At 64.1% G+C, this 22,362-nt stretch carries 23 protein-coding genes; 15 read left to right on the plus strand and 8 right to left on the minus strand.

Going from position 1 to position 22,362, the window contains the following annotated elements; translation table 11 throughout:
• Positions 1-118: 118 nt before the first annotated feature.
• A complete protein-coding gene (locus IF10I1_RS21640) occupies positions 119-928 on the minus strand; it encodes an IclR family transcriptional regulator (RefSeq protein ID WP_256387919.1) in 810 nt (269 codons plus the stop codon).
• Positions 929-1,114: 186 nt separating this feature from the next.
• Between IF10I1_RS21640 and IF10I1_RS21645 the strand changes: the two genes are divergently transcribed.
• The 3 genes from IF10I1_RS21645 to IF10I1_RS21655 all read left to right on the plus strand — a co-directional run bounded on the left by IF10I1_RS21645 (position 1,115) and on the right by IF10I1_RS21655 (position 3,957).
• The gene (locus IF10I1_RS21645; protein ID WP_186424652.1) at positions 1,115-2,275 is read left to right on the plus strand and encodes an iron-containing alcohol dehydrogenase; all 1,161 of its coding nucleotides are present in this window, start codon (positions 1,115-1,117) and stop codon (positions 2,273-2,275) included.
• Between the two features lie 51 nt (positions 2,276-2,326).
• On the plus strand, positions 2,327-3,118 hold the full coding sequence (gene attM, locus IF10I1_RS21650; protein WP_186424653.1) for an N-acyl homoserine lactonase AttM: 792 nt from the start codon (positions 2,327-2,329) through the stop codon (positions 3,116-3,118).
• Between the two features lie 242 nt (positions 3,119-3,360).
• Positions 3,361-3,957: a L,D-transpeptidase gene (locus IF10I1_RS21655; protein ID WP_186424654.1), complete on the plus strand. Its 597-nt coding sequence runs from the start codon at positions 3,361-3,363 to the stop codon at positions 3,955-3,957.
• Positions 3,958-4,066: 109 nt separating this feature from the next.
• Here IF10I1_RS21655 and IF10I1_RS21660 read toward each other — a convergent pair whose 3' ends face one another.
• Both IF10I1_RS21660 and IF10I1_RS21665 read right to left on the minus strand, forming a co-directional pair.
• Complete coding sequence (locus IF10I1_RS21660; protein WP_122519350.1) at positions 4,067-4,426, minus strand: gamma-butyrobetaine hydroxylase-like domain-containing protein; 360 nt, start codon at positions 4,424-4,426, stop codon at positions 4,067-4,069.
• A gap of 276 nt (positions 4,427-4,702) precedes the next feature.
• Entirely contained in the window at positions 4,703-6,166 is a 1,464-nt protein-coding gene (locus IF10I1_RS21665; protein WP_186424655.1) for a deoxyribodipyrimidine photo-lyase, read from the minus strand.
• 177 nt (positions 6,167-6,343) lie between these two features.
• On the opposite strand from IF10I1_RS21665, the gene moaA reads away from it, so the two are divergent.
• A complete protein-coding gene (gene moaA / locus IF10I1_RS21670) occupies positions 6,344-7,360 on the plus strand; it encodes a GTP 3',8-cyclase MoaA (protein ID WP_186424656.1) in 1,017 nt (338 codons plus the stop codon).
• 38 nt (positions 7,361-7,398) lie between these two features.
• Here moaA and IF10I1_RS21675 read toward each other — a convergent pair whose 3' ends face one another.
• From IF10I1_RS21675 to IF10I1_RS21685, 3 genes are all read right to left on the minus strand, one after another.
• The gene (locus IF10I1_RS21675) at positions 7,399-8,640 is read right to left on the minus strand and encodes a multidrug effflux MFS transporter (RefSeq protein WP_186424657.1); all 1,242 of its coding nucleotides are present in this window, start codon (positions 8,638-8,640) and stop codon (positions 7,399-7,401) included.
• Positions 8,641-8,643: 3 nt separating this feature from the next.
• Complete coding sequence (locus IF10I1_RS21680; protein ID WP_244284655.1) at positions 8,644-9,522, minus strand: DMT family transporter; 879 nt, start codon at positions 9,520-9,522, stop codon at positions 8,644-8,646.
• A 147-nt stretch (positions 9,523-9,669) separates the two neighbouring features.
• Positions 9,670-10,866: an Mrp/NBP35 family ATP-binding protein gene (locus IF10I1_RS21685; protein ID WP_186392102.1), complete on the minus strand. Its 1,197-nt coding sequence runs from the start codon at positions 10,864-10,866 to the stop codon at positions 9,670-9,672.
• A 213-nt stretch (positions 10,867-11,079) separates the two neighbouring features.
• On the opposite strand from IF10I1_RS21685, the gene IF10I1_RS21690 reads away from it, so the two are divergent.
• From IF10I1_RS21690 to IF10I1_RS21715, 6 genes are all read left to right on the plus strand, one after another.
• Positions 11,080-13,059 carry a bifunctional 2',3'-cyclic-nucleotide 2'-phosphodiesterase/3'-nucleotidase gene (locus tag IF10I1_RS21690; RefSeq protein WP_186392103.1) on the plus strand — a complete coding sequence of 660 codons (1,980 nt, stop codon included), beginning with the start codon at positions 11,080-11,082 and terminating at the stop codon, positions 13,057-13,059.
• 131 nt (positions 13,060-13,190) lie between these two features.
• Complete coding sequence (locus IF10I1_RS21695) at positions 13,191-13,490, plus strand: type II toxin-antitoxin system ParD family antitoxin (RefSeq protein ID WP_123193574.1); 300 nt, start codon at positions 13,191-13,193, stop codon at positions 13,488-13,490.
• Entirely contained in the window at positions 13,487-13,786 is a 300-nt protein-coding gene (locus IF10I1_RS21700; protein ID WP_050472100.1) for a type II toxin-antitoxin system RelE/ParE family toxin, read from the plus strand. The genes IF10I1_RS21695 and IF10I1_RS21700 overlap by 4 nt, the downstream gene beginning before the upstream one ends.
• A gap of 149 nt (positions 13,787-13,935) precedes the next feature.
• Complete coding sequence (locus IF10I1_RS21705; RefSeq protein ID WP_050472101.1) at positions 13,936-14,622, plus strand: SDR family oxidoreductase; 687 nt, start codon at positions 13,936-13,938, stop codon at positions 14,620-14,622.
• Between the two features lie 103 nt (positions 14,623-14,725).
• Entirely contained in the window at positions 14,726-15,178 is a 453-nt protein-coding gene (locus tag IF10I1_RS21710; protein WP_186392104.1) for a BLUF domain-containing protein, read from the plus strand.
• A 217-nt stretch (positions 15,179-15,395) separates the two neighbouring features.
• The gene (locus IF10I1_RS21715; protein ID WP_082205849.1) at positions 15,396-15,854 is read left to right on the plus strand and encodes a BLUF domain-containing protein; all 459 of its coding nucleotides are present in this window, start codon (positions 15,396-15,398) and stop codon (positions 15,852-15,854) included.
• Between the two features lie 128 nt (positions 15,855-15,982).
• Here the strand turns inward: IF10I1_RS21715 and IF10I1_RS21720 are convergent, their stop codons facing one another.
• Entirely contained in the window at positions 15,983-16,162 is a 180-nt protein-coding gene (locus tag IF10I1_RS21720; protein WP_094462396.1) for a hypothetical protein, read from the minus strand.
• 235 nt (positions 16,163-16,397) lie between these two features.
• Here IF10I1_RS21720 and IF10I1_RS21725 point away from each other — a divergent pair, with 235 nt between their 5' ends.
• The 3 genes from IF10I1_RS21725 to IF10I1_RS21735 are packed head-to-tail and all read left to right on the plus strand — an operon-like array spanning position 16,398 to position 18,290.
• A complete protein-coding gene (locus IF10I1_RS21725; protein ID WP_186392105.1) occupies positions 16,398-17,228 on the plus strand; it encodes a sulfite exporter TauE/SafE family protein in 831 nt (276 codons plus the stop codon).
• Positions 17,225-17,977 carry an AzlC family ABC transporter permease gene (locus IF10I1_RS21730; protein ID WP_208977307.1) on the plus strand — a complete coding sequence of 251 codons (753 nt, stop codon included), beginning with the start codon at positions 17,225-17,227 and terminating at the stop codon, positions 17,975-17,977. The genes IF10I1_RS21725 and IF10I1_RS21730 overlap by 4 nt, the downstream gene beginning before the upstream one ends.
• Positions 17,970-18,290, plus strand: coding sequence for an AzlD family protein (locus IF10I1_RS21735; protein WP_094462399.1), 321 nt, complete (start codon positions 17,970-17,972; stop codon positions 18,288-18,290). Before IF10I1_RS21730 ends, IF10I1_RS21735 begins: the two co-directional genes overlap by 8 nt.
• On the opposite strand, the gene IF10I1_RS21740 is transcribed toward IF10I1_RS21735, so the two are convergent.
• A complete protein-coding gene (locus IF10I1_RS21740) occupies positions 18,279-19,838 on the minus strand; it encodes a bifunctional aminoglycoside phosphotransferase/ATP-binding protein (protein WP_208977308.1) in 1,560 nt (519 codons plus the stop codon). The two genes, IF10I1_RS21735 and IF10I1_RS21740, sit on opposite strands and share 12 nt — an antisense overlap.
• Before the next feature lie 156 nt (positions 19,839-19,994).
• Between IF10I1_RS21740 and IF10I1_RS21745 the strand changes: the two genes are divergently transcribed.
• Positions 19,995-20,375 carry a hypothetical protein gene (locus IF10I1_RS21745; protein WP_019963286.1) on the plus strand — a complete coding sequence of 127 codons (381 nt, stop codon included), beginning with the start codon at positions 19,995-19,997 and terminating at the stop codon, positions 20,373-20,375.
• A gap of 174 nt (positions 20,376-20,549) precedes the next feature.
• The gene (locus IF10I1_RS21750; RefSeq protein WP_186392107.1) at positions 20,550-22,220 is read left to right on the plus strand and encodes a thiamine pyrophosphate-binding protein; all 1,671 of its coding nucleotides are present in this window, start codon (positions 20,550-20,552) and stop codon (positions 22,218-22,220) included.
• Positions 22,221-22,362 lie beyond the last annotated feature (142 nt).

Raw genomic sequence — 22,362 nt, forward strand, 5'->3', positions numbered from 1 at the left:
TGCCGGCTCTCGCGCTACTCGGCCGGGATGACGATGGAGGGGTTCTCAAACGATCAGCAGCACGGCTGCGCCAGCCGCTCCAGCCAAAATTATGTGACCGCTGGCTAAATGGTGCCCCTCACCTGCCGTGATGGCCGAGATGGCGGGAGACGTCTGCCGCGGTGGTGCGGATGCGCTCGCCGAGATCTGCGATGGCTTCCGCCGTTGCTTCGCTGCGCAGCAGACTGATGGCAATGCCCGCGATGGCCTCGCCCGAGTGATCGCGCAAGGCGGCGCCAAGGCAGATCATGCCCTCGCGGATCTGACCGTCGTCAATCGAGTAGCCGCGTGCCGCGGTTTCGGCCAGCTCCTGCCGCAGGCTGGCAAGGTCCTTCACGCTGTGCTGCGTCATCGGCTCCGGGAAGCCAGATCCGAACAGACGCTGCAACTCTTCGGGAGAAAGCTCGGACAGCAGCATCTTGCCCGTGGCCGTGAAGGGCGCGGGCAGGCGCATGCCGATGCGGAACGTGTGGCCCAGCGGCTGGTCGGAGTTGCGGCAGCCGATATAGACGACCTCCCGCCCGTCCAGCACCGTCAGGGTCAGCGTGTAGCTGGCAAAGGCCGTATCTTTCTCGAAATAGGACCGGAAGACGGACAAAACATCCAGCTCTGACAGGAAACTATTGGCCCAGCGCAGCGGATGCGGGCCCAGCCGGAACGTGCCATCCGGCTTTTTCACCAGAAGGTTCAGCTCCTGCATCACGGCAAAAAGCCCGTGCGCCGTGCTTTTCGGCAGCTTCAGGGCGCGGGTGATATCGGCTGCGGTCAAGGGCTCTGTGGAGCTTGCGACGAGATCCATCACCATCACGGTCCGGCGCAGCGCAGGCACCGTGTCGGCGGAGGGCTGGTCTGAGATGGCCTCAGCAGCTGCATTTAACGGCCTTGACAATTTTCAGCACATCCCGCCATCATAAGTTCAACACATTGATACAGGTTCAATATATTGAACTTACTGCAGGGAGGAGCAAATGGTCAATCTGAATCTTCAGCCCTCCGGCTGCAGCAAAGACCATTCTGAAAGCAAAAATATGTCCCGGCCTGCCCGGCAGCCGTCAGGGGCAATGGAGGAAACCAGATGACCATGAACCCCTTTGAATTCCGGACGGTTCCGGCCATGGAAGTGGCCTGGGGCGGTGCGCAGCGGCTGGGCGAGATCCTGAAGGCCCGCTTCTCCGCGCAGAACGTGCTGCTGGTCACCGATGCCGGGCTGGTGAAGGCCGGGCTGATCGCGCCGATTGCTGAGAACATCAAGGCCGCCGGGCTCGGCGTCACCATCTTCGACAAGGTGGTCGCCGATCCGCCGGAGCATGTGGTGCACGGCTGCGTCGATGAGGCCCGGAAGGCCGGCGTCAACATCGTCGTGGGTCTTGGCGGCGGCTCGTCGCTCGACATTGCCAAGCTGGTGGCGGTGCTGCTGCAGTCCGATCAGCCGCTGCCGGAGATGTATGGCATCGGCAACGTCAAGGGCAGCCGCCTGCCTCTGGTTCTGGTGCCGACGACGGCCGGAACCGGCTCGGAAGTGACCAACATTTCCATCATCACCACGGGCGAGACCACCAAGATGGGCGTCGTCTCCCCGCAGCTTTACGCCGACTATGTGCTGCTGGATGCGGAAACGACCGTAGGCCTGCCGAAGGTGCATACGGCAGCGACCGGCATTGATGCCATGGTGCATGCCATCGAGGCCTACACCAGCCGCCACAAGAAGAACCCGCTGTCCGATGCGCTCGCCCGCGAGGCGCTGCGCCTGCTCGGCGCCAATCTCATTGCCGCCTGCGAAGACGGCAGCAACCGCGCCGCGCGCGAAGGCATGCTGCTGGGCGCGACACTTGCCGGTCAGGCCTTCGCCAACTCGCCGGTGGCCGCCGTTCACGCCCTCGCCTATCCGCTGGGCGGGCACTATCACGTGCCGCATGGCCTTTCCAATGCGCTGATGCTCGGACCGGTCCTGCGCTTCAACGCCAAGGCCGCCGCGCCGCTCTATGCGGAACTGGCTGATGTGCTGGGTGTTGCAGGCACAGGCGATGCGGAGAAGCGCTCGGCTGACTTCGTCGCCCATATGGAGAAGCTGATGGATGCCAGCGGCGCCCCCCGCCGTTTGCGCGATGTGGGCGTCACGGACAACAGCCTCGCCATGCTGGCTGCCGACGCCATGAAGCAGACGCGCCTTCTGGTCAACAATCCCGTCGAAGTCCGCGAGGAAGACGCGCTCGCCCTCTACCGCGAGGCCTACTGATCCGCGCTGATCATTTCCTGTCAATCAGTCACAACCCATGGGAGGACCCACGTGACCGACATCAGACTGTACATGCTCCAGTCCGGCACCCTGAAGTGCAAGGTGCACAACATCAAGATGAACCAGGGCGATGGCGCGGATTACGAGATCCCCGTGCCCTTTTTCCTGATCACCCACCCGCAGGGCCACACCATCATCGACGGCGGCAATGCCATCGAAGTGGCGACCGACCCGCGCGGTTACTGGGGCTCGATCTGCGACGTCTACACGCCGGTTCTGGACAAGGACAAGGGTTGCGTCGATCAGGTGAAAGCGCTCGGCTTCGATCCGGCGGATGTGAAATACGTGGTGCAGTCGCACCTGCATCTCGACCACACCGGTGCCATCGGCCGCTTCCCCAATGCCACGCACATCGTGCAGCGCTGCGAGTATGAATATGCCTTCACGCCGGACTGGTTTGCCGGCGGCGGCTACATCCGCAAGGACTTCGACCGTCCGGGCCTGAAGTGGCAGTTCCTCAACGGCACTCAGGACGACTATTACGACATCTACGGCGATGGCACGCTGACCACGGTGTTCACGCCGGGCCATGCGCCGGGGCACCAGTCCTTCCTCGTGCGCCTGCCGAACAGCAAGCCGATCCTCCTGACCATTGATGCCGCCTATACGGTGGATCACTGGGAAGAGAAGGCGCTGCCGGGCTTCCTCGCCTCCACCGTCGACACGGTGCGCTCGGTGCAGAAGCTGCGCACCCTTGCGGAGCGCACCGGCGCCCTGGTTGTCACCGGCCATGATCCGGACGCCTGGGCCAGCTTCAAGAAGGCCCCGGAGTTCTACTCCTGAGCCTGCGGCACCACCGCACAGACACAGGAAAAGGGGCCCCTGCGGCCCCTTTTTCAGTTCCGGAACAATCCCGTCCGCACAACCGTCAAGGGTGTGATGGGCGGCACATCCCCTGCCCAAGTCTTCTCTATGGTTTTCTCATGTCTTCGCTGCGGCGTTAAGCGCGCGGAAATGTGATGTGACATAGCGTCATCACCGGAGTGGAGTGATGAACCGGCCAGAACGGGACGGAGGGGATAGAAATGAAGAGAGTTTCAAGCGCTCTGGCGGCGCTGATGATTGTGGCAGCCGCCAGTTCTGCGGCAGCGCAGGCGGGACGTTTTTTTGATCCTGCGACCAAGAGCTGGGTGGAATACGGTCCGACACAATACAACAGCGGCAAGTCACCCATCGAACGTCAGATGGTGCGCTATGACGGCCCGCACAAGCCGGGCACGATCATCGTGGATACCACCGAGCGCCGCCTCTACCACGTGCGCGAGGGGGGCAAGGCGATGAAATACGGCGTTGGCGTTGGCCAGGAAGGCATGCAGTGGGCGGGCACCCACCGCATCACCCGCAAGGCCGAATGGCCGGGCTGGACCCCGCCGCCGCAGATGCGCGTGCGCGAGCGCGCCAAGGGCCGCATTCTGCCGGTGCATATGGAAGGCGGGCCGAACAACCCGCTGGGCGCAAGGGCGCTCTACATTGGCTCCACGCTCTACCGCATTCACGGCACCAACCAGCCCTGGACCATCGGCACCGCCGTCTCATCCGGCTGCATCCGCCTTGCCAATGACGATGTGACCCACCTCTATGAAAACGTGGATGTTGGTGCGACGGTGGTCGTGAAGCGCTGAGGGGGGACATTCTCCCACCCTGTACTCAACCCAGGCGTCATTCCCGCGAAGGCGGGAATGACAGCAGAATCTGGGCCGTGTTCATTGCCCCAACACGGAGAGATGGGCCTCACCGGTCGCGGCTGAGGCCTTTTTCTTCGAGTTCGCGCAGGTACTTGCCCCAGTGGCGGTCTTCCTCGTGGGCAAGTTCGAGGAAATAGGGCCAGGTGAAGATGCCGGTGTCATGCATGTCGTCGAAATGCAGGCGGACTGCGTAGTTGCCGACCGGCTCCACCTGATAGATCAGCACGTTCCGCTTGCCCGGCACGGTCTTCTTCTGTCCCGGCCCGTGGCCCTGCACCTCCGCCGAGGGCGAGCAGACGCGCAGGTATTCCGCCGGAAAGGCATGCGTCTCGCCATTATCAAAACTGACGGTGAGGGTGCGCTTGTCGCTGGAAAGGCGCAGTTCGGTGGGCCACACGGCGGTCATTCGGGCTTGTCCTGATGGATGACGGTTCGCGCCGGACGATAGCCTTGTGGCCATAAAGGTCAAGGCTGGTGGCTAGGCACCTGCTGCGGCATGACCGCATGTTGCCCCTCCTTCGTCATACCGGACGAGAGCGAAGCCGAGATCCGGTACCGGTGAGCCAAGGTCTTTCGGCCCGCTTCCCTCTTTCACCCAACGTACACCCCGGCCCTCCGGTCCCGGCTCGCGCTGCGCTTGGCCGGGATGACTAAGGGAGAGGGACGGACTTGCTGAACCACCTCACCCCACCGCCTCAAGCCCCGCCTGCTTCACCGCGTCGTACCCCGCCAATGCCGCATTGCGGGCAGCCGTGTGATCGACGATGGGGCGGGGATAGGTGCGGCCCAGAGTGACGCCGGCCGCCTTCAGGATGCGCTCGGGCGCTTCGTGCGGGCAGTGGAGGAATTCGTCCGGCAGCTTTGCCAGCTCCGGGCACCAGCGGCGCACATAGGCGCCATCGGGATCAAATTTCTGCCCCTGCCCCACCGGGTTGAAGATGCGGAAATAGGGTGCGGCATCGGCGCCGCTGCCCGTCACCCACTGCCAGCTGGCGGAGTTGTTGGCGAGATCCGCATCCAAAAGCGTGTCGCGGAACCACTCCTCCCCATGATGCCAGTGCAGGCGCAGATGCTTGACGAGGAAGGACGCCACCAGCATCCGCACCCGGTTGTGCATGTAGCCCGTGGCCCACAGCTCGCGCATGCCCGCATCCACCATGGGGTAGCCGGTCAGCCCCTTCTGCCAGGCCTTCAGCGCCGCATCATCCCCGGCCCAGGGATAGGCATCGAAGGCGGGCTTCCAGTTGCGCTCGGGCAGATGCGGGAAATGGTAGAGAAGGTGATAGGAGAACTCCCGCCAGCCGATTTCCGACAGGAACTTGTCGCCATCCTTCTGCAGGTGCCCATGCTGCTCCGTGTGGAAGCGGGTGGCCGTCCAGATCTGCCGGGGGGAGATTTCACCGAAATGCAGATGCGGCGACAGGCGCGAGACATTGGGCAGGTCCGGCCGGTTGCGCAGCTCGCCATAACCATCGAGCCCTTCCGCAAGAAAGGCTGTCAGCCGGGCCGCCGCGCCCTTTTCGCCCGGCTGCCAGAGGTCCAGCCAGCCCGCTGCCCAGTCCGGCTTCACCGGCAGCAGCGCGAAGTCTGAAAGCGGGAGAGACAGGCTGACCTGCGGAATGTCCAGCACCTCCGGCACCGGCAAAGGCGCCGCCACGGCTTTGGCGAGCGCCGCCCGCCAGAAGGGCGAATAGACCTTGAAGGGACCGCCGGTCTTCGTCTCCAGCTCCCAGGGCTCATGCAGCAGCGAACCGTTGAAGCTGCGCACCTCGACGCCGGCAGCCATGAGATCCGCCTTCAGCCGCTTGTCGCGGGCAATCGCATGCGGCTCGTAGCAGCGGTTCCAGTGAACGGCAGAGGCCCCCGTTTCCTTGACCAGCGCATCCAGCGCCTTGCCGGCGGGCCCGCGCATCAGCACCAGCCTGCCGCCCAGGCTTTCGTCGAGTGCCGCGAGCGCATGATGCAGCCACCAGCGGCTGGCGCCGCCCATCGGGTGCGTTTCGCCGCAGTCCTTCGGGTCTTCCAGAATGAACACCGGCACCACGGCGCCTGCCTTTGCCGCCTCGAACAGGGCCGGATTGTCGGCAACGCGCAGGTCTTGGCGGAACCAGACGATCGTCGTGCGGTCACGTGGCTGAGAGGGCATGGCAAGGCTGTCCGGGATAAATATCAAGTGGTTGTTTGTACGTCATTCCCCGTCTGTGAGATCACATTGCCGGATGCCATCTTGCCCTGACGGAAAAACCGTCTACGTTATTCCCCAACAAACAGAACGAGACATCGTCGCAGACACGGCCAGAGATTGCTGATGAGGGAGAGACAGATGAATGACGCCGCGGCTTTTCCGCGCATGACCGATCCGTTCGGCCGCGACATTTCCTATCTGCGCGTCTCGGTGACAGACCGCTGCGATTTCCGCTGTGTCTATTGCATGGCGGAGGACATGACCTTTCTGCCCAAGCGCGAGGTGCTGTCGCTGGAGGAACTGGACCGCCTGTGCAGCGCCTTCATCGGAAAGGGTGTGCGCCGCCTGCGGCTGACCGGCGGCGAGCCGCTGGTTCGCAAGGGCATCATGGGGCTGATCCGCTCCCTCTCCCGCCATCTTCAATCAGGCGCGCTGGACGAACTGACGCTGACGACCAATGGCTCGCAGCTCGCCCGCTATGCCTCCGAACTGGCAGATGCAGGCGTGCGCCGCCTCAATGTCTCCGTCGATACGCTGGATGCAGACCGGTTCCGCGCCATCACCCGCTGGGGCGATCTGCCCAAGGTGATGGAGGGCATCAAGGCTGCCAAGGCGGCAGGCCTGTCGATCAAGATCAACATGGTGGCACTGAAGGGCATCAACGAGGACGAAATTGTCCCGATGCTGGAATGGGCCCATGGCGAAGGCCATGACCTGACGCTGATCGAGACCATGCCCATGGGCGAGATCGACGGCGACCGCACGGACCAGTATCTGCCCTTGAGCGAAGTGCGGGCGCGGCTCGCGGAGCGTTTCACACTCACCGGCATTCCCTACAAGACCGGCGGCCCGGCCCGCTACATGCAGATCGAGGAAACCGGCGGGCGCATCGGTTTCATCACGCCGATGACGCATAACTTCTGCGAAAGCTGCAACCGGGTGCGCATCACCTGCACGGGCATGCTCTACATGTGCCTCGGCCAGGACGACAGCGCCGACCTGCGCGCGCCCTTGCGTGCCTCGGAAGGCGATGAGCTACTGTCACGCGCCATTGATGAGGCCATCGGCCGCAAGCCGAAGGGGCACGATTTCATCATCGACCGGCGCACCAACCGCCCCTCCGTCTCCCGCCACATGAGCGTGACCGGCGGCTGAGCGGAGGCTCTTCCGCCCCCGCCTCTCCCTGCCCCGTCCTAGACCCGTTCGCTGCGGTAGCAGGCGATGACGGACGCGAGCGTCAGCGTCACGCAGCCGCCCATGACCACCAGCAGCGGCCAGACCGTGCCGGGATACATGCTCTGAGACAGCATCCAGGCCACCAGCGCCGAAACACCGGCGCCAAGGCCGATCTGCATGCTGCCGGCAAGACCTGAGGCCGCGCCAGCCAGATCCGGGCGCACGCTGATGGCACCGGACAGGGCACTGGGCAGACAGATACCGTTGCCGAGGCCCAGAATGCACATGGGCAGGAACAGCGAGAAGGGGTGATAGATACCCGCCCCAAAGAGAGCCGCAGCCAGCAGAACGGTAATCACCGGCATCAGCGAGCCGATGGTGACCATGCGCAGGACGCCGATACGTGCCGCAAAGCGGCCCGACAGGCCATTGCCGGCAATATAGCCGCCAGCCACCATCATGAAATAGAGGCCCATGGTCAGCGGCGTCATCCCCAGCACCTGCGAGGCGATGAAAGGAGCCCCGCCGAGGAAGGCGAAATAGACGGCCGAGGTAAACATGGAGGTGCAGGCATAGGCCCAGAACAGCCGCTCCCGGCTCAGCTCCCTGTAGCTGGCCAGAAGGCTGGTGATGCTGGCGGACTGGCTGCGGTCGTGATGGGTTTCATGCAGGCAGGCCCAGGCCGCGAGCGTGACCGCAATGCCGATGGCCAGCATCAGATAGAAGCCCCCCTTCCACCCGGCCACCCCATCCAGCGCCCCGCCCATGGCGGGGGCGAGCATGGGGCCCACCGCAAGGCCCATGGTGACGTAGCCGATCATGCTGGCGGCCTGTTCGCGCTCATAAAGATCGCGCACGATGGCCCGCCCGAGCACCAGCCCGGCACAGCCGCCCGCAGCCTGCACGATGCGGCCGAAAATGACGGTTTCGACCGTCGTCGCCGCAAGGCAGATGAGCGTGCCGATCACAAAGACGGCCATGCCGGTCACCACCACCGGGCGGCGGCCATAGCGGTCGGATATGGGCCCCAGCACAAGCTGCGACAGGCCCACCGCCGCCAGATAAAGCGACATGGTGAGCTGCACCTCGGCGGCCGTGCTCTCCAGCGCCTTGATCATGCCCGGCAGGGACGGCAGATAGATGTTCATCGCCAGCGGGCTGATCGTGGAGATCGCAATCAGGATCGCCACCGGAGGACGGCGCCCGCCGGAGGGCGTCTGCCCGGCACCTTGCACCTGCGCGTTCGCGGCCGCATCCATGGTTCAGCCCTGCCCCTGCTGCGCCAGCTTGCGCTCGCGGATAAAGGTGTAGACGCCCGTTGCCACCACGATGGATGTGCCAAACAGCGTCAGCGCATCCGGCACTTCGCTCCAGACCATGTAGCCAATCAGAATGGCCCAGAGAATGCTGGAGTAGCGGAAGGGGGACACAACAGCGATATCCCCCAGCCGCATGGCGATAATGATGAAGATGTAACCGGCGAGCAGGAACAGGGAGCCAGCGGCAATGATGCCGAGCTGGCGGACCGTCATCGGCTCCCATCCCTCGAAGATCACCATCACCCCGCCCAGCGCCATGACACCGAAGCAAGTGACGAGTGTGACGCCGAATGTGGGAATGGCCTGCGGCATCCGCCGTGTCGAAAGATCGCGCAGCACCATGCAGAACACGCCGCACAGGGCGACGAGCGACCATTCGTTGAAGCCGGAGACACCGGGCCGGATGATGATCAGCACACCGGCAAAGCCGATGCCGATGGCCGTCCAGCGCCGCCAGCCGACCGCCGCACCGAGGAAGATGGCAGCCGCCGCTGTCACCAGCAGCGGCAGGGACTGCAGAACCGCGGTGATGTTGGCAATCGGCAGATGGATGAGAGCCACCAGATAGAAGAAGGTTGCCCCCAGCTCGCCCAGTGTCCGCCAGCCCACGGTGGGATGCGCCAGATGCCGGAATTCCCGGTGCACCCCAGTGGCAACCGATGCGGCATAAATCAGTACGCAGGCAAAGACACTGCGCATGACGATGATCTGGCCGAGCGGCAGCTCGTCATGAATGAATTTGACGATGGCATCATTGGTGAGGAATGCAGCCATAGCCAGCAACATTGCCGTGATGGCCTTGCTGTTTTCTCGAAGATCCACGTGACAATCCTGATCCGGGAGCGCCGGGCACGGAACAGGTGCCACAAGCGGAAGACGTGGGAAATCTTTCCCGCCTTTATATGCAAAGGTCAACCATCCACCTGTGCCGCAGTGCGGGAAGCACGACAGCACAGGCGGAAAACGGCGTCAGTCGATGACGATGCGCGGCGGGGCGCGGCGGACCTCGCCTGTTTCTCCCGTCACACTGGCCCAGACCTTCGCGGCAATGTCCCGGTAGACGGCGGCATGTGCACCTTGCGGGTCTGCCACAACAATCGGCGTGCCTGCGTCGGAGTTGATGCGGATGTCCATGTCGAGCGGCACTTCGCCAAGGAACGGCAGGTTCAGCCGCTCCGCCTCCGCCTTGGCGCCGCCATGGCCGAAGATGTCGTAGCGCTTGCCTGTATCCGGGGCGACGAAATAGCTCATGTTCTCGATGATGCCGAGCACCGGCACATCGACGCGGCGGAACATGTTGAGCCCCTTGCGCGCATCGATCAGCGCCAGATCCTGCGGCGTGGAGACAATGACAGCGCCCGACAGCGGCACCTGCTGGGCCATGGTCAGCTGGGCATCGCCCGTGCCGGGGGGCATGTCCACCACCAGCACGTCCAGCTCGCCCCAGGCCACTTCCCGCAGCATCTGGGTCAGCGCCGACATGACCATCGGCCCGCGCCAGATCATGGGCGTATCTTCCTCGACCATGAAGCCGATGGACATGACCTTGAGCCCATGGCCCTCAAGCGGCTTGATGATGCGCCCGCTCACCGGCTCCGGCCGGCCGGAAACGCCGAAGAGGCGCGGCACGGAAGGGCCGTAGATATCGGCATCCAGCACGCCAACCTTCAGGCCATTGGCCTTCATCGCCAGCGCAAGATTGGCCGTGGTGGTCGACTTGCCGACGCCGCCCTTGCCGGAAGCCACGGCAATGATATGCGCCACGCCCGGCACACCTGCCTTGGCAGGCCCTGCGCCTTGCGGCTGCGGCGCGCGCGGCTGAGCAGCCGGCTGGGCATGGGAGTGGCCATGAGAGTGACCGTGAGCATGGCTGTGCGGCTGCGGCGCCGGAGCAGAGGCAGAAGCTGAACCGGAGGTGCGCTCAGCCGTCAGCGCCACCATCGCCTTCTCGACACCCGGCACGGCCCTCACCGCGGTCTCGGCCGCCTGGCGCAGCGGCTCCAGCTGGCGGGCCTTTTCGGCCGGCACCGTGATGGAAAAGGCCACGCGGCCATCGGACACAAACACATCGGACACAAGGCCAAGCGATACGATGTCACTGGTTCCGTCCGGGCCGGGAATGCGCGACAGCGCCTGATGCACTGCCGCCTTGATCTGTTCGCTCATGCTGAAGGCGTCCTGTCTGCTTGCGGGCTTGTGCGAAGCACCCCGCTCTCCTTGTGCCGTAACTTAGCCTCTCACCCGCCCCCGTCAATCGCGCCCGATGCCGCTACCGTCATTGCACCGACAAGATTGCGGGCCTACAACTTGGCCCTGCAGGCACTGAGCGGCCTGCCCTTCCCCGTTCCACAGGCTTCGGCCTTGCGAAGAGATTACGGCATGAACGAGTTGCTTTCCCCCCGTCTCACCCGGCGCGGCCTGCTGCTGGGTGCAGCTGCCACCGGCTTTGCCGCCGCCCTTCATCCCTATTCCCTGCGTGCGCAGGAAGGCACGGCGCACCTGCGCCTGATGGAGACGACCGACCTGCATGTCCACGTCTTTCCTTACGACTATTACGCCGACAAGCCGGTGGACACCGCAGGCCTTGCCCGCACGGCCTCTCTGATCCGCGCCATCCGCAATGAAGCCACCAACTCTGTACTGGTCGACAATGGCGACTTCCTGCAGGGCAATCCGATGGGCGACTACATTGCCTATGAGCGCGGCATGAAGGCCGGTGATCTGCATCCGGTGATCCAGGGCATGAATGTGCTGGATTATGACGCGGCGACCTTGGGCAACCACGAGTTCAACTACGGCCTCGAGTTCCTCGACAAGGTTCTGGCCGGTGCCAATTTCCCGGTCGTCTGCGCCAACCTTGCCAAGGGTCAGCTTTCCGCCGGTCCGCGCACCGACACCACGCTGCTGAAGCCCTATGTCATCGTCGACAAGACCATCCGGGACGGCTCGGGCAAGGACTATCCGATCCGCATCGGCTTCATCGGCTTCGTGCCGCCCCAGGTCATGAACTGGGACCGCAAGCATCTGGAAGGCAATGTCAACGCCCGCGACATCGTGGAGACGGCCAAGGCCTTCGTGCCGGAAATGCGCGAGCAGGGCTGCGACATCGTGATCGCCCTCTCTCACTCCGGCATCTCGGCGGAAACCTATGCCGGTGGCATGGAAAACGCCTCGCTGCACCTGGCCGCTGTCGAGGGCATCGACGCCATCTTCACCGGCCACCAGCATCTCGTCTTCCCCGGCACCGCCTTTGACGGCCAGGAAGGTGTCGACACGGCCAAGGGCACGCTCTTCGGCAAGCCCGCTGCCATGGGAGGCTTCTGGGGCTCGCATCTGGGCGTCATCGACCTGATGCTGGCGCGGGACGGCAACAGCTGGCGCATCACCGGCTTCAGCACCGAAGCGCGGCCGATCTACACGAAGGAAGGCCGCACGGTCACCCCAACCGTGGACAGCCAGGACGACGTGCTGGACGCCGTGAAGGCCGAGCATGAGGCGACCCTCGCCTATGTGCGCCGCCCGGTCGGCAAGACCGACGCACCGCTGCATTCCTATTTCGCGCTGGTGGCCGATGATCCCAGCGTGCAGATCGTCTCGCAGGCGCAGATCTGGTACATCACCGAAATGCTCAAGGGCACCGAATGGGAAAGCCTGCCGGTCCTCTCCGCAGCCGCCCCCTTCAAGGCAGGCGGACGCGGCGGCCCCGAATACTACACCGATGTGCCGGTGGGCGATGTGGCCATCAAGAACGTCGCCGACCTCTACCTCTATCCCAACACGGTTCAGGCCGTGGCGATCACCGGCAAGGATGTGAAGGAGTGGCTGGAGCGCTCTGCCGGCATCTTCCGCCAGATCACGCCGGGCGCGAGCGACGAGATGCTGATCGAGCCCACCTTCCCGAGCTACAACTTCGACATCATCGATGGCGTCACCTATCAGGTGGACCTGTCGCAGCCGTCGAAATATGGCGAAAAAGGCGAGGTGCTCAATGCGGAAGCGAACCGCATCGTCAACCTCGCCTATAACGGCGCACCGGTTGACCCGGAGCAGAAGTTCGTTGTCGTGACCAACAACTACCGTGCCAGCGGCGGCGGCAGCTTCCCGGGCATCAACGACAGCGTCGTCATCTTCGCCGGTCCCGACACCAACCGCGATGCGCTGGTCCGCTACATCGTCGAGAAGGGCACGATCAGCCCCAGCGCCGATGACAACTGGACCTTCAAGCCCATGCCCGGCACCACGGTCCTGTTCGACACCGGCCCCGGCGGCAAGGCCCATGCGGCTTCCGTCAAGGGCGTGAAGATCGAACCGGCAGGCGACGGCGCCGACGGCTTCGCCCGCTACCGCATCACGCTCTGAGCGGCGGCAAGAAATCCGCATCACTCCGGACGGCAAGGTGTATCGCGCCCCTTGCCGTCCGGGCTTCCTCCGCTACGTTGATAACTGTTATCAGCCCATGATATGGTCCGGGATCATGTGAAGGAACCGGCATGGCAAGCAGCGCAAATCTTGGTGACAGGCTGGAAGCCTATGTCACGAGCCTCGTGAAGCAGGGCCGCTACAACTCGCGCAGCGAGGTTCTGCGTGAAGGCGTGCGCCTCGTTGAAGAGCGGGAAAAGAAACTGGCCGCCCTTGATGCCGCCCTCAACCGCGGTCTTTCCGATGCCGATGCCGGGCGCAGCCAGCCGGTGGACGAGGTCGAGCGTGACCTTCTGGCGAAATATCAGCGCATGACGGAAGTCCAGGCAGAAGACCAAGCCGAAGACCGGGCAGAAGACCGGGGCAAGTGATCGTCCTCATCACCAATGAGGCACGGGAAGACCTTGACCGGATCGCGGGCTACATCGCGCAGGACAACCCGGTCCGCGCTGTCAGCTTCGTACAGGAGCTTCTGGAAGGCTGCCGCTCTCTCTCCGCCATGCCGCACGCCTTTCCGCTCGTGCCGCGCCATGCCGCAAGCGGCATACGCCGCCGCCCGCATGGGCGTTACCTGATTTTCTACCGGGTTGCGGCAGAGCGGATCGATGTTCTTCACATCCTCAACGGAGCGCAGGACTATGAGGACATCCTGTTTCCCGGAGACTGACGCCGGCCATCTCAGCGGCAGAGCTGACAGATCCAGATTTGATCTGTGCCGTTGCCGGGTGGCCTGGGCCGCCCTAGGTTGACATGCAACGGATCGCCGCCGGTCATTTCCGGCGGCGTTTTCTTTCACGTGCAGGAGATGTTTTGCCCATGCCGGTCATGCTCATCACAGGTGCCAACAGAGGGATCGGCCTGGCTGTTGCACGGGTTGCCCTCGCGCGCGGCTGGACGGTGCTCGGCAGCATGCGGCGGGAAGAGGATGCCGACCGGCTTGCCGCAGAACTCGGGCCTCTGTTCCGCCCTCAACTGTTTGATGTGGCGGACCGGGACGCCCTTGCCGCATCGGCCGCCTCCAGCCCGCAGGCGATTGACGTTCTGCTCAACAACGCCGGGATCATAGGGCCGGACGGGCAGGATCAAAGCTCCCTCCACATGGATTTTGACGGTTTCCTGCGCACGCTGGAGATCAACACCCTCGCCCCTCTCGCCGTGGCGCAGGCTTTTCTGCCGCGCCTGCGCAAGGCGGCCCAGCCGCGGATCCTGACCATCTCCAGCCAGATGTCCTGGATGGGCTATGCCAAGTCCGACCGGGTTGCCTACCGGGCGTCCAAGGCAGCGGTGAACAAGGTGATGCAATGCCTTGCCACCGATCTGGAGCCCGAGAACATCGCCGTCGGCCTGATCGATCCGGGCTGGGTGCGTACGGACATGGGCGGCGGCGAGGCTGACCTGACGGCGGAAGAAGTGGCCAGCGGCATTGTTGGCCTCATCGAGAATTTTGATATTACACGAACGGGACGGTTCTTCCGCTGGACCGGCGAGGCGCGCGAATTCTGAAATCTTCCGCAAAGAAAATTCCTTAAATTTTATCTGAAAGCTTAATCGAAGAAGAGAGACCTGCGTGTAAGCTCCTGATGTCGACGGGAACACGGAGGTTTCCATGCCGGGGCTCTATCACATCTGCTATCTGAGCGTTGCAAAGCTGTCTGCCCTTCAGCCCACTCCTGAACAGGGCTTCGAGGCCATCACGGCAGCAGCGCTCAAGGCCAATGCCGCTTCGGGACTAACGGGTTGCATCATCTTTACGGGGCAGCATTTCCTTCAGGTTCTCGAAGGATTGCAGGACAACGTGGAAGACACATTCGGCCGGATTTCGCGCGATACCCGGCATACGGATGTCCGTGTTCTCAGCGAGGGGCCCATTGAGGCGCGCGAGTTCCCCGAGATGGCCGTCAGCTGCGATGGCGGCCAGAGCCTGACGGCTGAGGCGCTTACGGAAATCAGTGCCGTGCTGGATTTCCCCCAGCACCAGCTCCATATCCGCGAGATCCGCACGCTGCTGTCCGTCATCACCCAGACGAGCCGCAAGCAGGACGCGCTTCTGGCGGGGTAAACCGGGAGGCGACCCCGCCTCTCCGCAGGCGGGGCTCCGCCCGGGACGGCGCCCTAGCAGGACTCTGCGCTTTACAGCACCTTCTAGTCTTAGCTGTATATAGGTTGCATTATTCCGAAATACATCTTTCGCGAAAATTTAAGTTTTAGTTCCACAGTTAACTCAGGCTGAATTTCCCCTGCGTAAGTTTCGCTCACGATTGAGCGGAGGGGATAGCATGCCGCAGCTTTATCACATCTCTTACATGAGTGACGCCAAGCCTCAAGCACTTGGCCCCGATGTATGCGGAAGCATTCGTGCGATCGGGCAGCAATGCCTCAGAAACAACGCAAGGCTTGGGCTCACAGGATGCTTGTTCTTCACAGGCGGGAAATTCTTCCAGACCCTCGAAGGTGAAACGGAAGACGTTGAGGATACGTTCGGCCGTATTTCCAGGGACAGCCGGCACAAGAACCTGCGCGTTCTGAGCGAGGGTTATATTCCGGAAAGAGCCTTCGCCGGAACAACCGTCACCGCCCCTGACTGCTGTCTTCAGCTCGCCTCCGAAGTGCTGCAGGAACTCAGCCACGCCGTTGACACGCTGGCCCTGCTCCATCTTCACACCCGCGAACTGGAAACTCTGCTGGCGGTGGTTACCCAGCCCTCCCGGCGGCACGACTTCCTGCTGAACGCCTGAGCGGCCGGGACAGCGTCCGGCCGCACGCAAAGGCCCCAAGGCTGCTGCGGCGGCCCTTGCGGCGTATCCTGCGGTCCGTGAGCGTCAAACCGCCCGCACCCGCACGGTGAAGCGGGCCACTTCCATCCTCAGCATCTCCGCACCGCGGGCAGAACCACCCGCCAACACCAGAACCCGCGCGGCTGCACCTCTGTCGCTTCCGCCGCCCGGCGGAAGCCGGTGATGCTGGCGGAGACTTCGGCTGTACCGGCCAAAACCTGCTGCACATCGCGCGCAATCTCCAGGGTGGCAGCATTCTGCTTCTCCATCACAGCTCTGCTGGCTGCGGATTGAAATCCGGTCATCTGACCGGAGACCTTCTGGCGCGCGCGATTTTCAGCAGTCCGGGGAGATCGCGCCGGACATTCCCAGCCACATTTCGAGGCCATGGAAAAAAGGGATGACGGCGCCCCAATATTGTATACAATAATGTCATATCAATTGGAATTGCCGACAAGACGGACGCGGCCAGGCATGCTTTTTTTTCAATCGGACAGAACACTCATGGACAATGCGAATATCATGGAACTGGCGTCCCTGGCCGCCGCCCTGCTGGCAACAGGCGGCATTGCAGGCATTGCGGCAGGCCTGCTCGGGGTCGGCGGCGGCATCGTCATCGTGCCGGTGCTCTACTATGTCTTCCCGCTGGTGGGCGTGGAGCGGGAAGTCGTGATGCATCTGGCGGTGGGCACCTCGCTCGCCACCATCGTTGCCACCGGCTACTCCTCCGCACGGGCGCACTGGCTGCGCGGCAGCGTTGACATGGACCTGCTGAAGCGCTGGTGGCTGCCGATTTCGGCCGGCGTGATCGCTGGCGCAACGCTGGCCGGCAACCTCAGCGGCGGTGCTCTGTCGCTCGTCTTCGGCACCGTGGCGCTGCTGGTTTCGGCCAATATGGTGCTGCGCAAGGAAGGCAGCGGCATTGCGGACAAGCTGCCCGGCACGCCCATCCGCGAGATGCTGGGTGCGATCATCGGCGGGGTTTCAGTGATGATGGGCATTGGCGGCGGCACGCTGGGTGTGCCGATCCTGACGCTGTTCTCCTATCCGATCCGCAAGGCTGTCGGCACGGCGGCAGCCATCGGCCTCATCATCGCGGTGCCCGGCACGCTCAGCTCCATCTATTTCGGCTATGGCAATCCGGACTTGCCGCCGTTTTCACTCGGCTATATCAATCTGCTTGGCTTTATTCTGATCATCCCAGGCTCGCTTCTCATGGCCCCCGTGGGCGCGAAGCTGGCGCACACCTTGCCGCCAGCTAAGCTGAGGCTCGTCTTCGCCGCGTTTCTTGCCTTCACCGGAGCCAGGATGATCTACAGCGTACTGGCAGGATGACGGACAACAGCGCCCCCATTACCCAAAGCGGCATGATGCTCGGCGTGCGGCAGACATTGCCGCTCGTTCCGGGCGTCGTCACATTTGCCGCCGTGTTCGGCACGGTCTGCGCCCAGAAGGGGCTGACGCTGGCTGAAACGCTGCTGATCAACGCCTTCGTCTTTGCCGGGGCCTCACAGTTCGTGGCGATGGAGCTTTACCGCGACCCGGTGACACCCGCCGTGCTGCTGGCGATGACGGGCATTGCCGCTGCGGTCAACCTGCGCATGCTGCTGCTGGGCGCCTCGCTGCGGCCCTGGCTGGGGGCAGCACCCGCCTGGCAGGTCTATCCTTCTCTCTATTTCCTCACCGACATGAACTGGCTTCTCGCCCTGCGCTACCGGGCAGGCGGCGGCAGCGACTGGGGCATTTATCTGGGCAGCGGGCTGCTGCTCTGGGTGCTGTGGGCGGTGGCCGTCATTCCGGGCTATTTCCTCGGCCAGCTGTTTGCCGAGCCGCAGCGTTGGGGCCTTGATCTGGTGATGCCGGCCCTCTTCATCACCATGCTGGTACCCTTATGGAAGGGACGCCGCCAGACGCTGAGCTGGGGCGTTGCCGCCGTGGTCGCCCTTGCCAGCTGGCAGCTGATCGGCGGCTACTGGTTCGTGCTGACGGGTGCCATTGCGGGCGCCATCGCCGGGGCCTATGCCAGCGACCCGAATGCCGCTGACGCTGCACCGGCAAAGGAAACGGAAAAATCCGATGGCTGAGAGCCCTTTCTCCGTCGATTTCCTGTTCTTCCTGACGGTCGTGGCCATGACCGGCGCCACCTACATGATGCGTGCCGCAGGCTACTGGATCATGGGGCAAGTGCCGCTGACCCCGCGCATCCGCCGGGGGCTGGAGGCCTTGCCGGGGGCGATCATCGTTTCCACCATCCTGCCCATCGCGCTGAAGGGCGGCGTGCCTGCCGCCCTGTGCCTCATGGTTGCCGCCGCCGTCATGGCCGTGCTGCGCAAGGATATCGTCGCCGTGGTGCTGGCCATAGCCGCAGCTGCGGGCGCTCGCGCTTTAGGGCTCTAGACCCAACACCTTGAGCGCTGCGGCCAATGTGTCCTCAAGGGCTGCGCCCGCCCCGATCACCTGCCAGTCCACCGGCCCCAGATCATAGGCAAGCTGGCGGGACACGACCTCAACTGTTGCATCCGACGCATCCCCCTTGCGGGTGCTGACGCGGGCCTTGAGCGTGGCTTCCTCTGCTTCCAGCCAGAGCCCGGTGAAAGGCAGTTCCATCACCGCCGCCAGATCCGCCACCGCCTGCCGCTCGCCCGGCCTGGCGTGGACGGCATCGAGAATGACGCTGTGCCCGGCGGCAAGCGCTGCCCGCGCCTCTGCCATCATCGCCGCATAGACCGCATCACTCGCCTCCGGCGTATAGGCGCAGGCAGGGGCGCGGCTCGTTTCCTCAAGGCCCAGCATGCGCTTGCGCAGCACGTCGCTGCGCAGCACCCGTGCCCCCGGCAGCGGCAGCAGATGCGGCGCAATCAGCCCCGCCAGCGTAGACTTGCCCGTGCCGGAGAGCCCGCCGATGGCAACAAGGCGGGGCGTGGCCGGCTCCAGCGCCCGGCAGGCCAGCGCGAAATAGGCCCGCGCCGCCTCGCGCTGCGCATCGGCCAGTGCAGCATCCTGCTGGGTGGCGATGCTGGCCGCGGCGATCTTGGCCCGGATGGCAGCGCGCATGGAGATGTAAAGCGGCAGCGCCGCCAGCCCCTCGCCCATCTCCGGCAGCTGCGTCAGATCGAGATAGCGGTTGAGCAGATGGCAGGCGGCAGGCGTCTGGCCGCGTTCGATCAGATCCATCAGCGCAAACCCCAGATCATAGAGCACGTCGCCGGTGGCAATGCCGTCATCAAATTCCACCGCATCGAAGAGCACCGGCGCGCCGTCAATCAGCACCACATTGGCAAGGTGCGCATCCCCATGCGCCAGCCGCACCAGCCCCTTGCGACCGCGCTGGAGCACCAGATCCTCGATGCGGGCCAGCGCGGCACGGGTGGCGGAGACCAGCGCCTCAACCTCATGGGCAGGAAACAATTCTGGCGCGGCGCGGAAGGCAGCTTCGTTCTGCACGGTGTAGCTGGAAAGCCCGGCAAACCACACCGCCGCATCCCGCACCGGCGCCACCGCATGGGCAGCAGAGAACGTTTTCGCCAGTGCCGAGGTGAGGCACTGCGGCAGCGGTCCTCTGGCCGCCACATGGTCCAGCGTGGCGCTTTCATCAAAGCGGCGCATGTGCACCAGCGGCTCCACAAGCTCGCCGTCTCCGCCCAGCGCCAGCGTTCCATCCGCGCGCCGCATCACCGCTGTCTCGCCCGGATAAAGCTCCGGCGCAAACAGGCGGTTGCGGGTCAGTTCCGCCGTCACCGCCCGGCGGCGCAGGGGAAGCGCGGAATAATCCAGAAACGGAAAACGCACGGCGCGCTTCATCTTGTAGGCGTCACCGCCAATCAGGAACACGGTGTTGGCGTGGGTGTCGATCCGCCGCGATCCGGGCTCCGCCCGCACCAGCGCATCGAGAAAGGCGTAGGCTTCGCTCTGATCACCGGGGTGATGGTTTTCGGACGGGGGCATGTGCATCTCCCATTTTCCGCTGCGGCAGCAGCTTTCACCATGCGGCAGATACCGGTCTGCCGAATTGATCCTGCTCAATGACCCGCCGCCGTCCTGTGCCAGTCTGGGGCCAGAAGAACCGGCAGAACGCCGGGGGAAGCAAGGAGGGACCCGCCCATGACCGCAAGCCACGGCCTGAAGAAGATAAGACTGAACCTCGCCCGGACCAAAGAGTTCCCCAATGGCTCGGCACATCATGGCTATGAATTCACCGCCCCGCTGGACGGCACGGGCCATATCGATGCCGTGGCATGGAAAGCCGCGCGCGACCATTGCCGTGTCCGCCGCTTCTGGGGCAGCGAGGAAGACGAGATCGGCCATCTGGTCCACCGCCCCGGCGGCTCCTGGGCTTTCCGCTATGACATTGACGGCGATGATGACGATGAAGCCGGTTACCGCTTCGGCTCCCATGCCTTCGAGCCCGGAGAATATGTGTCGATCCGCGACGAGGATGGTGAATTGCACACATTCCAGGTGGTCACCGTTCTTCCCGTCTGATCCTTGATGAAATTCCGGCTCCGCGCGGCTCTTCATTCTGATACGGAATGAAGTCATTGCAAAAAGCCGTGCGGGGCCGGTGTCATGTCCGGTGCCAATCACCGCTCACCTGCGCTATAGAGCAGGCAGGCTCGCGCAGTATTGCGCATCTGCACCAACAGCGGGAAAACGGATATGGCACAGAAGACCGGCGGTCAGCTCCTCGTGGAAGCTCTGGAAACCCATGGGGCGGAACGCGTGTTCTGCGTGCCGGGCGAGAGCTATCTCGCCGTTCTCGATGCCCTGCATGATGCCAATATCCCGGTCACCGTCTGCCGTCAGGAGGGCGGTGCGGCGATGATGGCCGAGGCCCATGGCAAGCTGACGGGCCGCCCCGGCATCTGCATGGTCACCCGTGGCCCGGGCGCCACCAATGCTTCGGCGGGCGTGCATGTGGCGGCGCAGGATTCCACCCCGATGATCCTCTTCATCGGCCAGATCGAGCGCGGCATGCGCGAGCGTGAGGCCTTTCAGGAAGTCGATTACCGGCAGATGTTCGGCGGCATCGCCAAGTGGGTGGCGGAAATCGACCACGCGGACCGGGTGCCGGAGTTCATCTCCCGCGCCTATCACGTGGCCACCTCCGGCCGCCCCGGCCCCGTGGTTCTCGCCCTGCCGGAGGACACGCTGGTGGAGCTTGCGGATGTGGCCCAGCCCGAGCCGTGGAAGCAGGTGGAGACCCATCCGGGCCTGACCCAGATGGCCGATCTGCAGAAGCGCCTGTGGGCGGCAGAGCGCCCCATCGCCATTCTCGGCGGCAGCCGCTGGACGGCGGAGGCTGTCGCCGCCTTCACCCGCTTTGCCGAGCGCTTCGAGCTGCCGGTCGCCTGTTCCTTCCGCCGCCAGATGCTCTTCGACAACCTGCATCCCAATTACGCAGGCGACGTTGGCATTGGCGCCAATCCAAAGCTGCTGGCCCGCATCAAGGCCAGCGACCTCGTGCTGCTGGTGGGCGGGCGCCTGTCCGAAATGCCGAGCCAGTCCTACACGCTGCTGGACATTCCCCAGCCCTCGCAGCAGTTCATTCATGTCTATCCGGATCCGGACGAGCTGGGCCGCGTCTACCGCCCCAGCCTTGCCATCAACGCCTCCCCCACCGCCTTCTGCAAGGCAGCCGAAGGGCTGCAGCCGCCGGTGAGCAACAAATGCGCAGGCACCGCTTCCGAAGCTCACGCGGATTACCTCGCATGGTCGGGCGCAAGGCCGCAGACGCCGGGCGCCCTGCAGATGGCAGGCGTCATGGACTATCTGGAGGCCAACGCCGCGCCGGGCACCATCTTCACCAATGGCGCGGGCAATTATGCCACCTGGCTGCACCGCTTCCACCGTTTCCGCCAGTTCGGCACGCAGGCCGCTCCCACCTCCGGCTCCATGGGCTATGGCCTGCCGGGCGCCATTGCCGCCAAGCTCGCCTTCCCGCAGCAGGATGTGGTCTGCTTTGCCGGTGACGGCTGCCTGCAGATGACCATTCAGGAACTGGGCACCGCCGCGCAGGAAGGGGCGTCTGTCATCGTGCTCGTCATCGACAACGGCATGTATGGCACCATCCGCATGCATCAGGAGCGGCACTATCCGGGCCGCATCTCGGCCACGAAGCTGGAGAACCCGGATTTCGCCGCCCTCGCCCGCGCCTATGGCGCCCATGCGGAAACCGTGACGGCAACGGAGGAGTTCGGCCCGGCCTTCGAGCGGGCACGGGCCAGCGGCAGGCTGTCGCTGCTGCATCTGAAGCTTGATCCGGAGGCCTTGACGCCTGCGGCCTCGCTCAGCCAGATCCGCGCCGCCGCAGAGGCCGCAAAGGGCTGAGACATTTCGTCTCTGCGTATTGCCGCACCATGGAACAATCGCCCGTTGAACGGCATTTTCATTTTGGGGCAGCAACACCTGACCAGGCGTTGACAAGACCGGAATTGACCCGTGTCAATGTCCGGTCATGCTTGCCGGCCTA

Origin of the sequence: Pannonibacter sp. I15F10I1, assembly GCF_900185665.1 — a bacterium.
Lineage (GTDB): Bacteria > Pseudomonadota > Alphaproteobacteria > Rhizobiales > Stappiaceae > Pannonibacter > Pannonibacter indicus.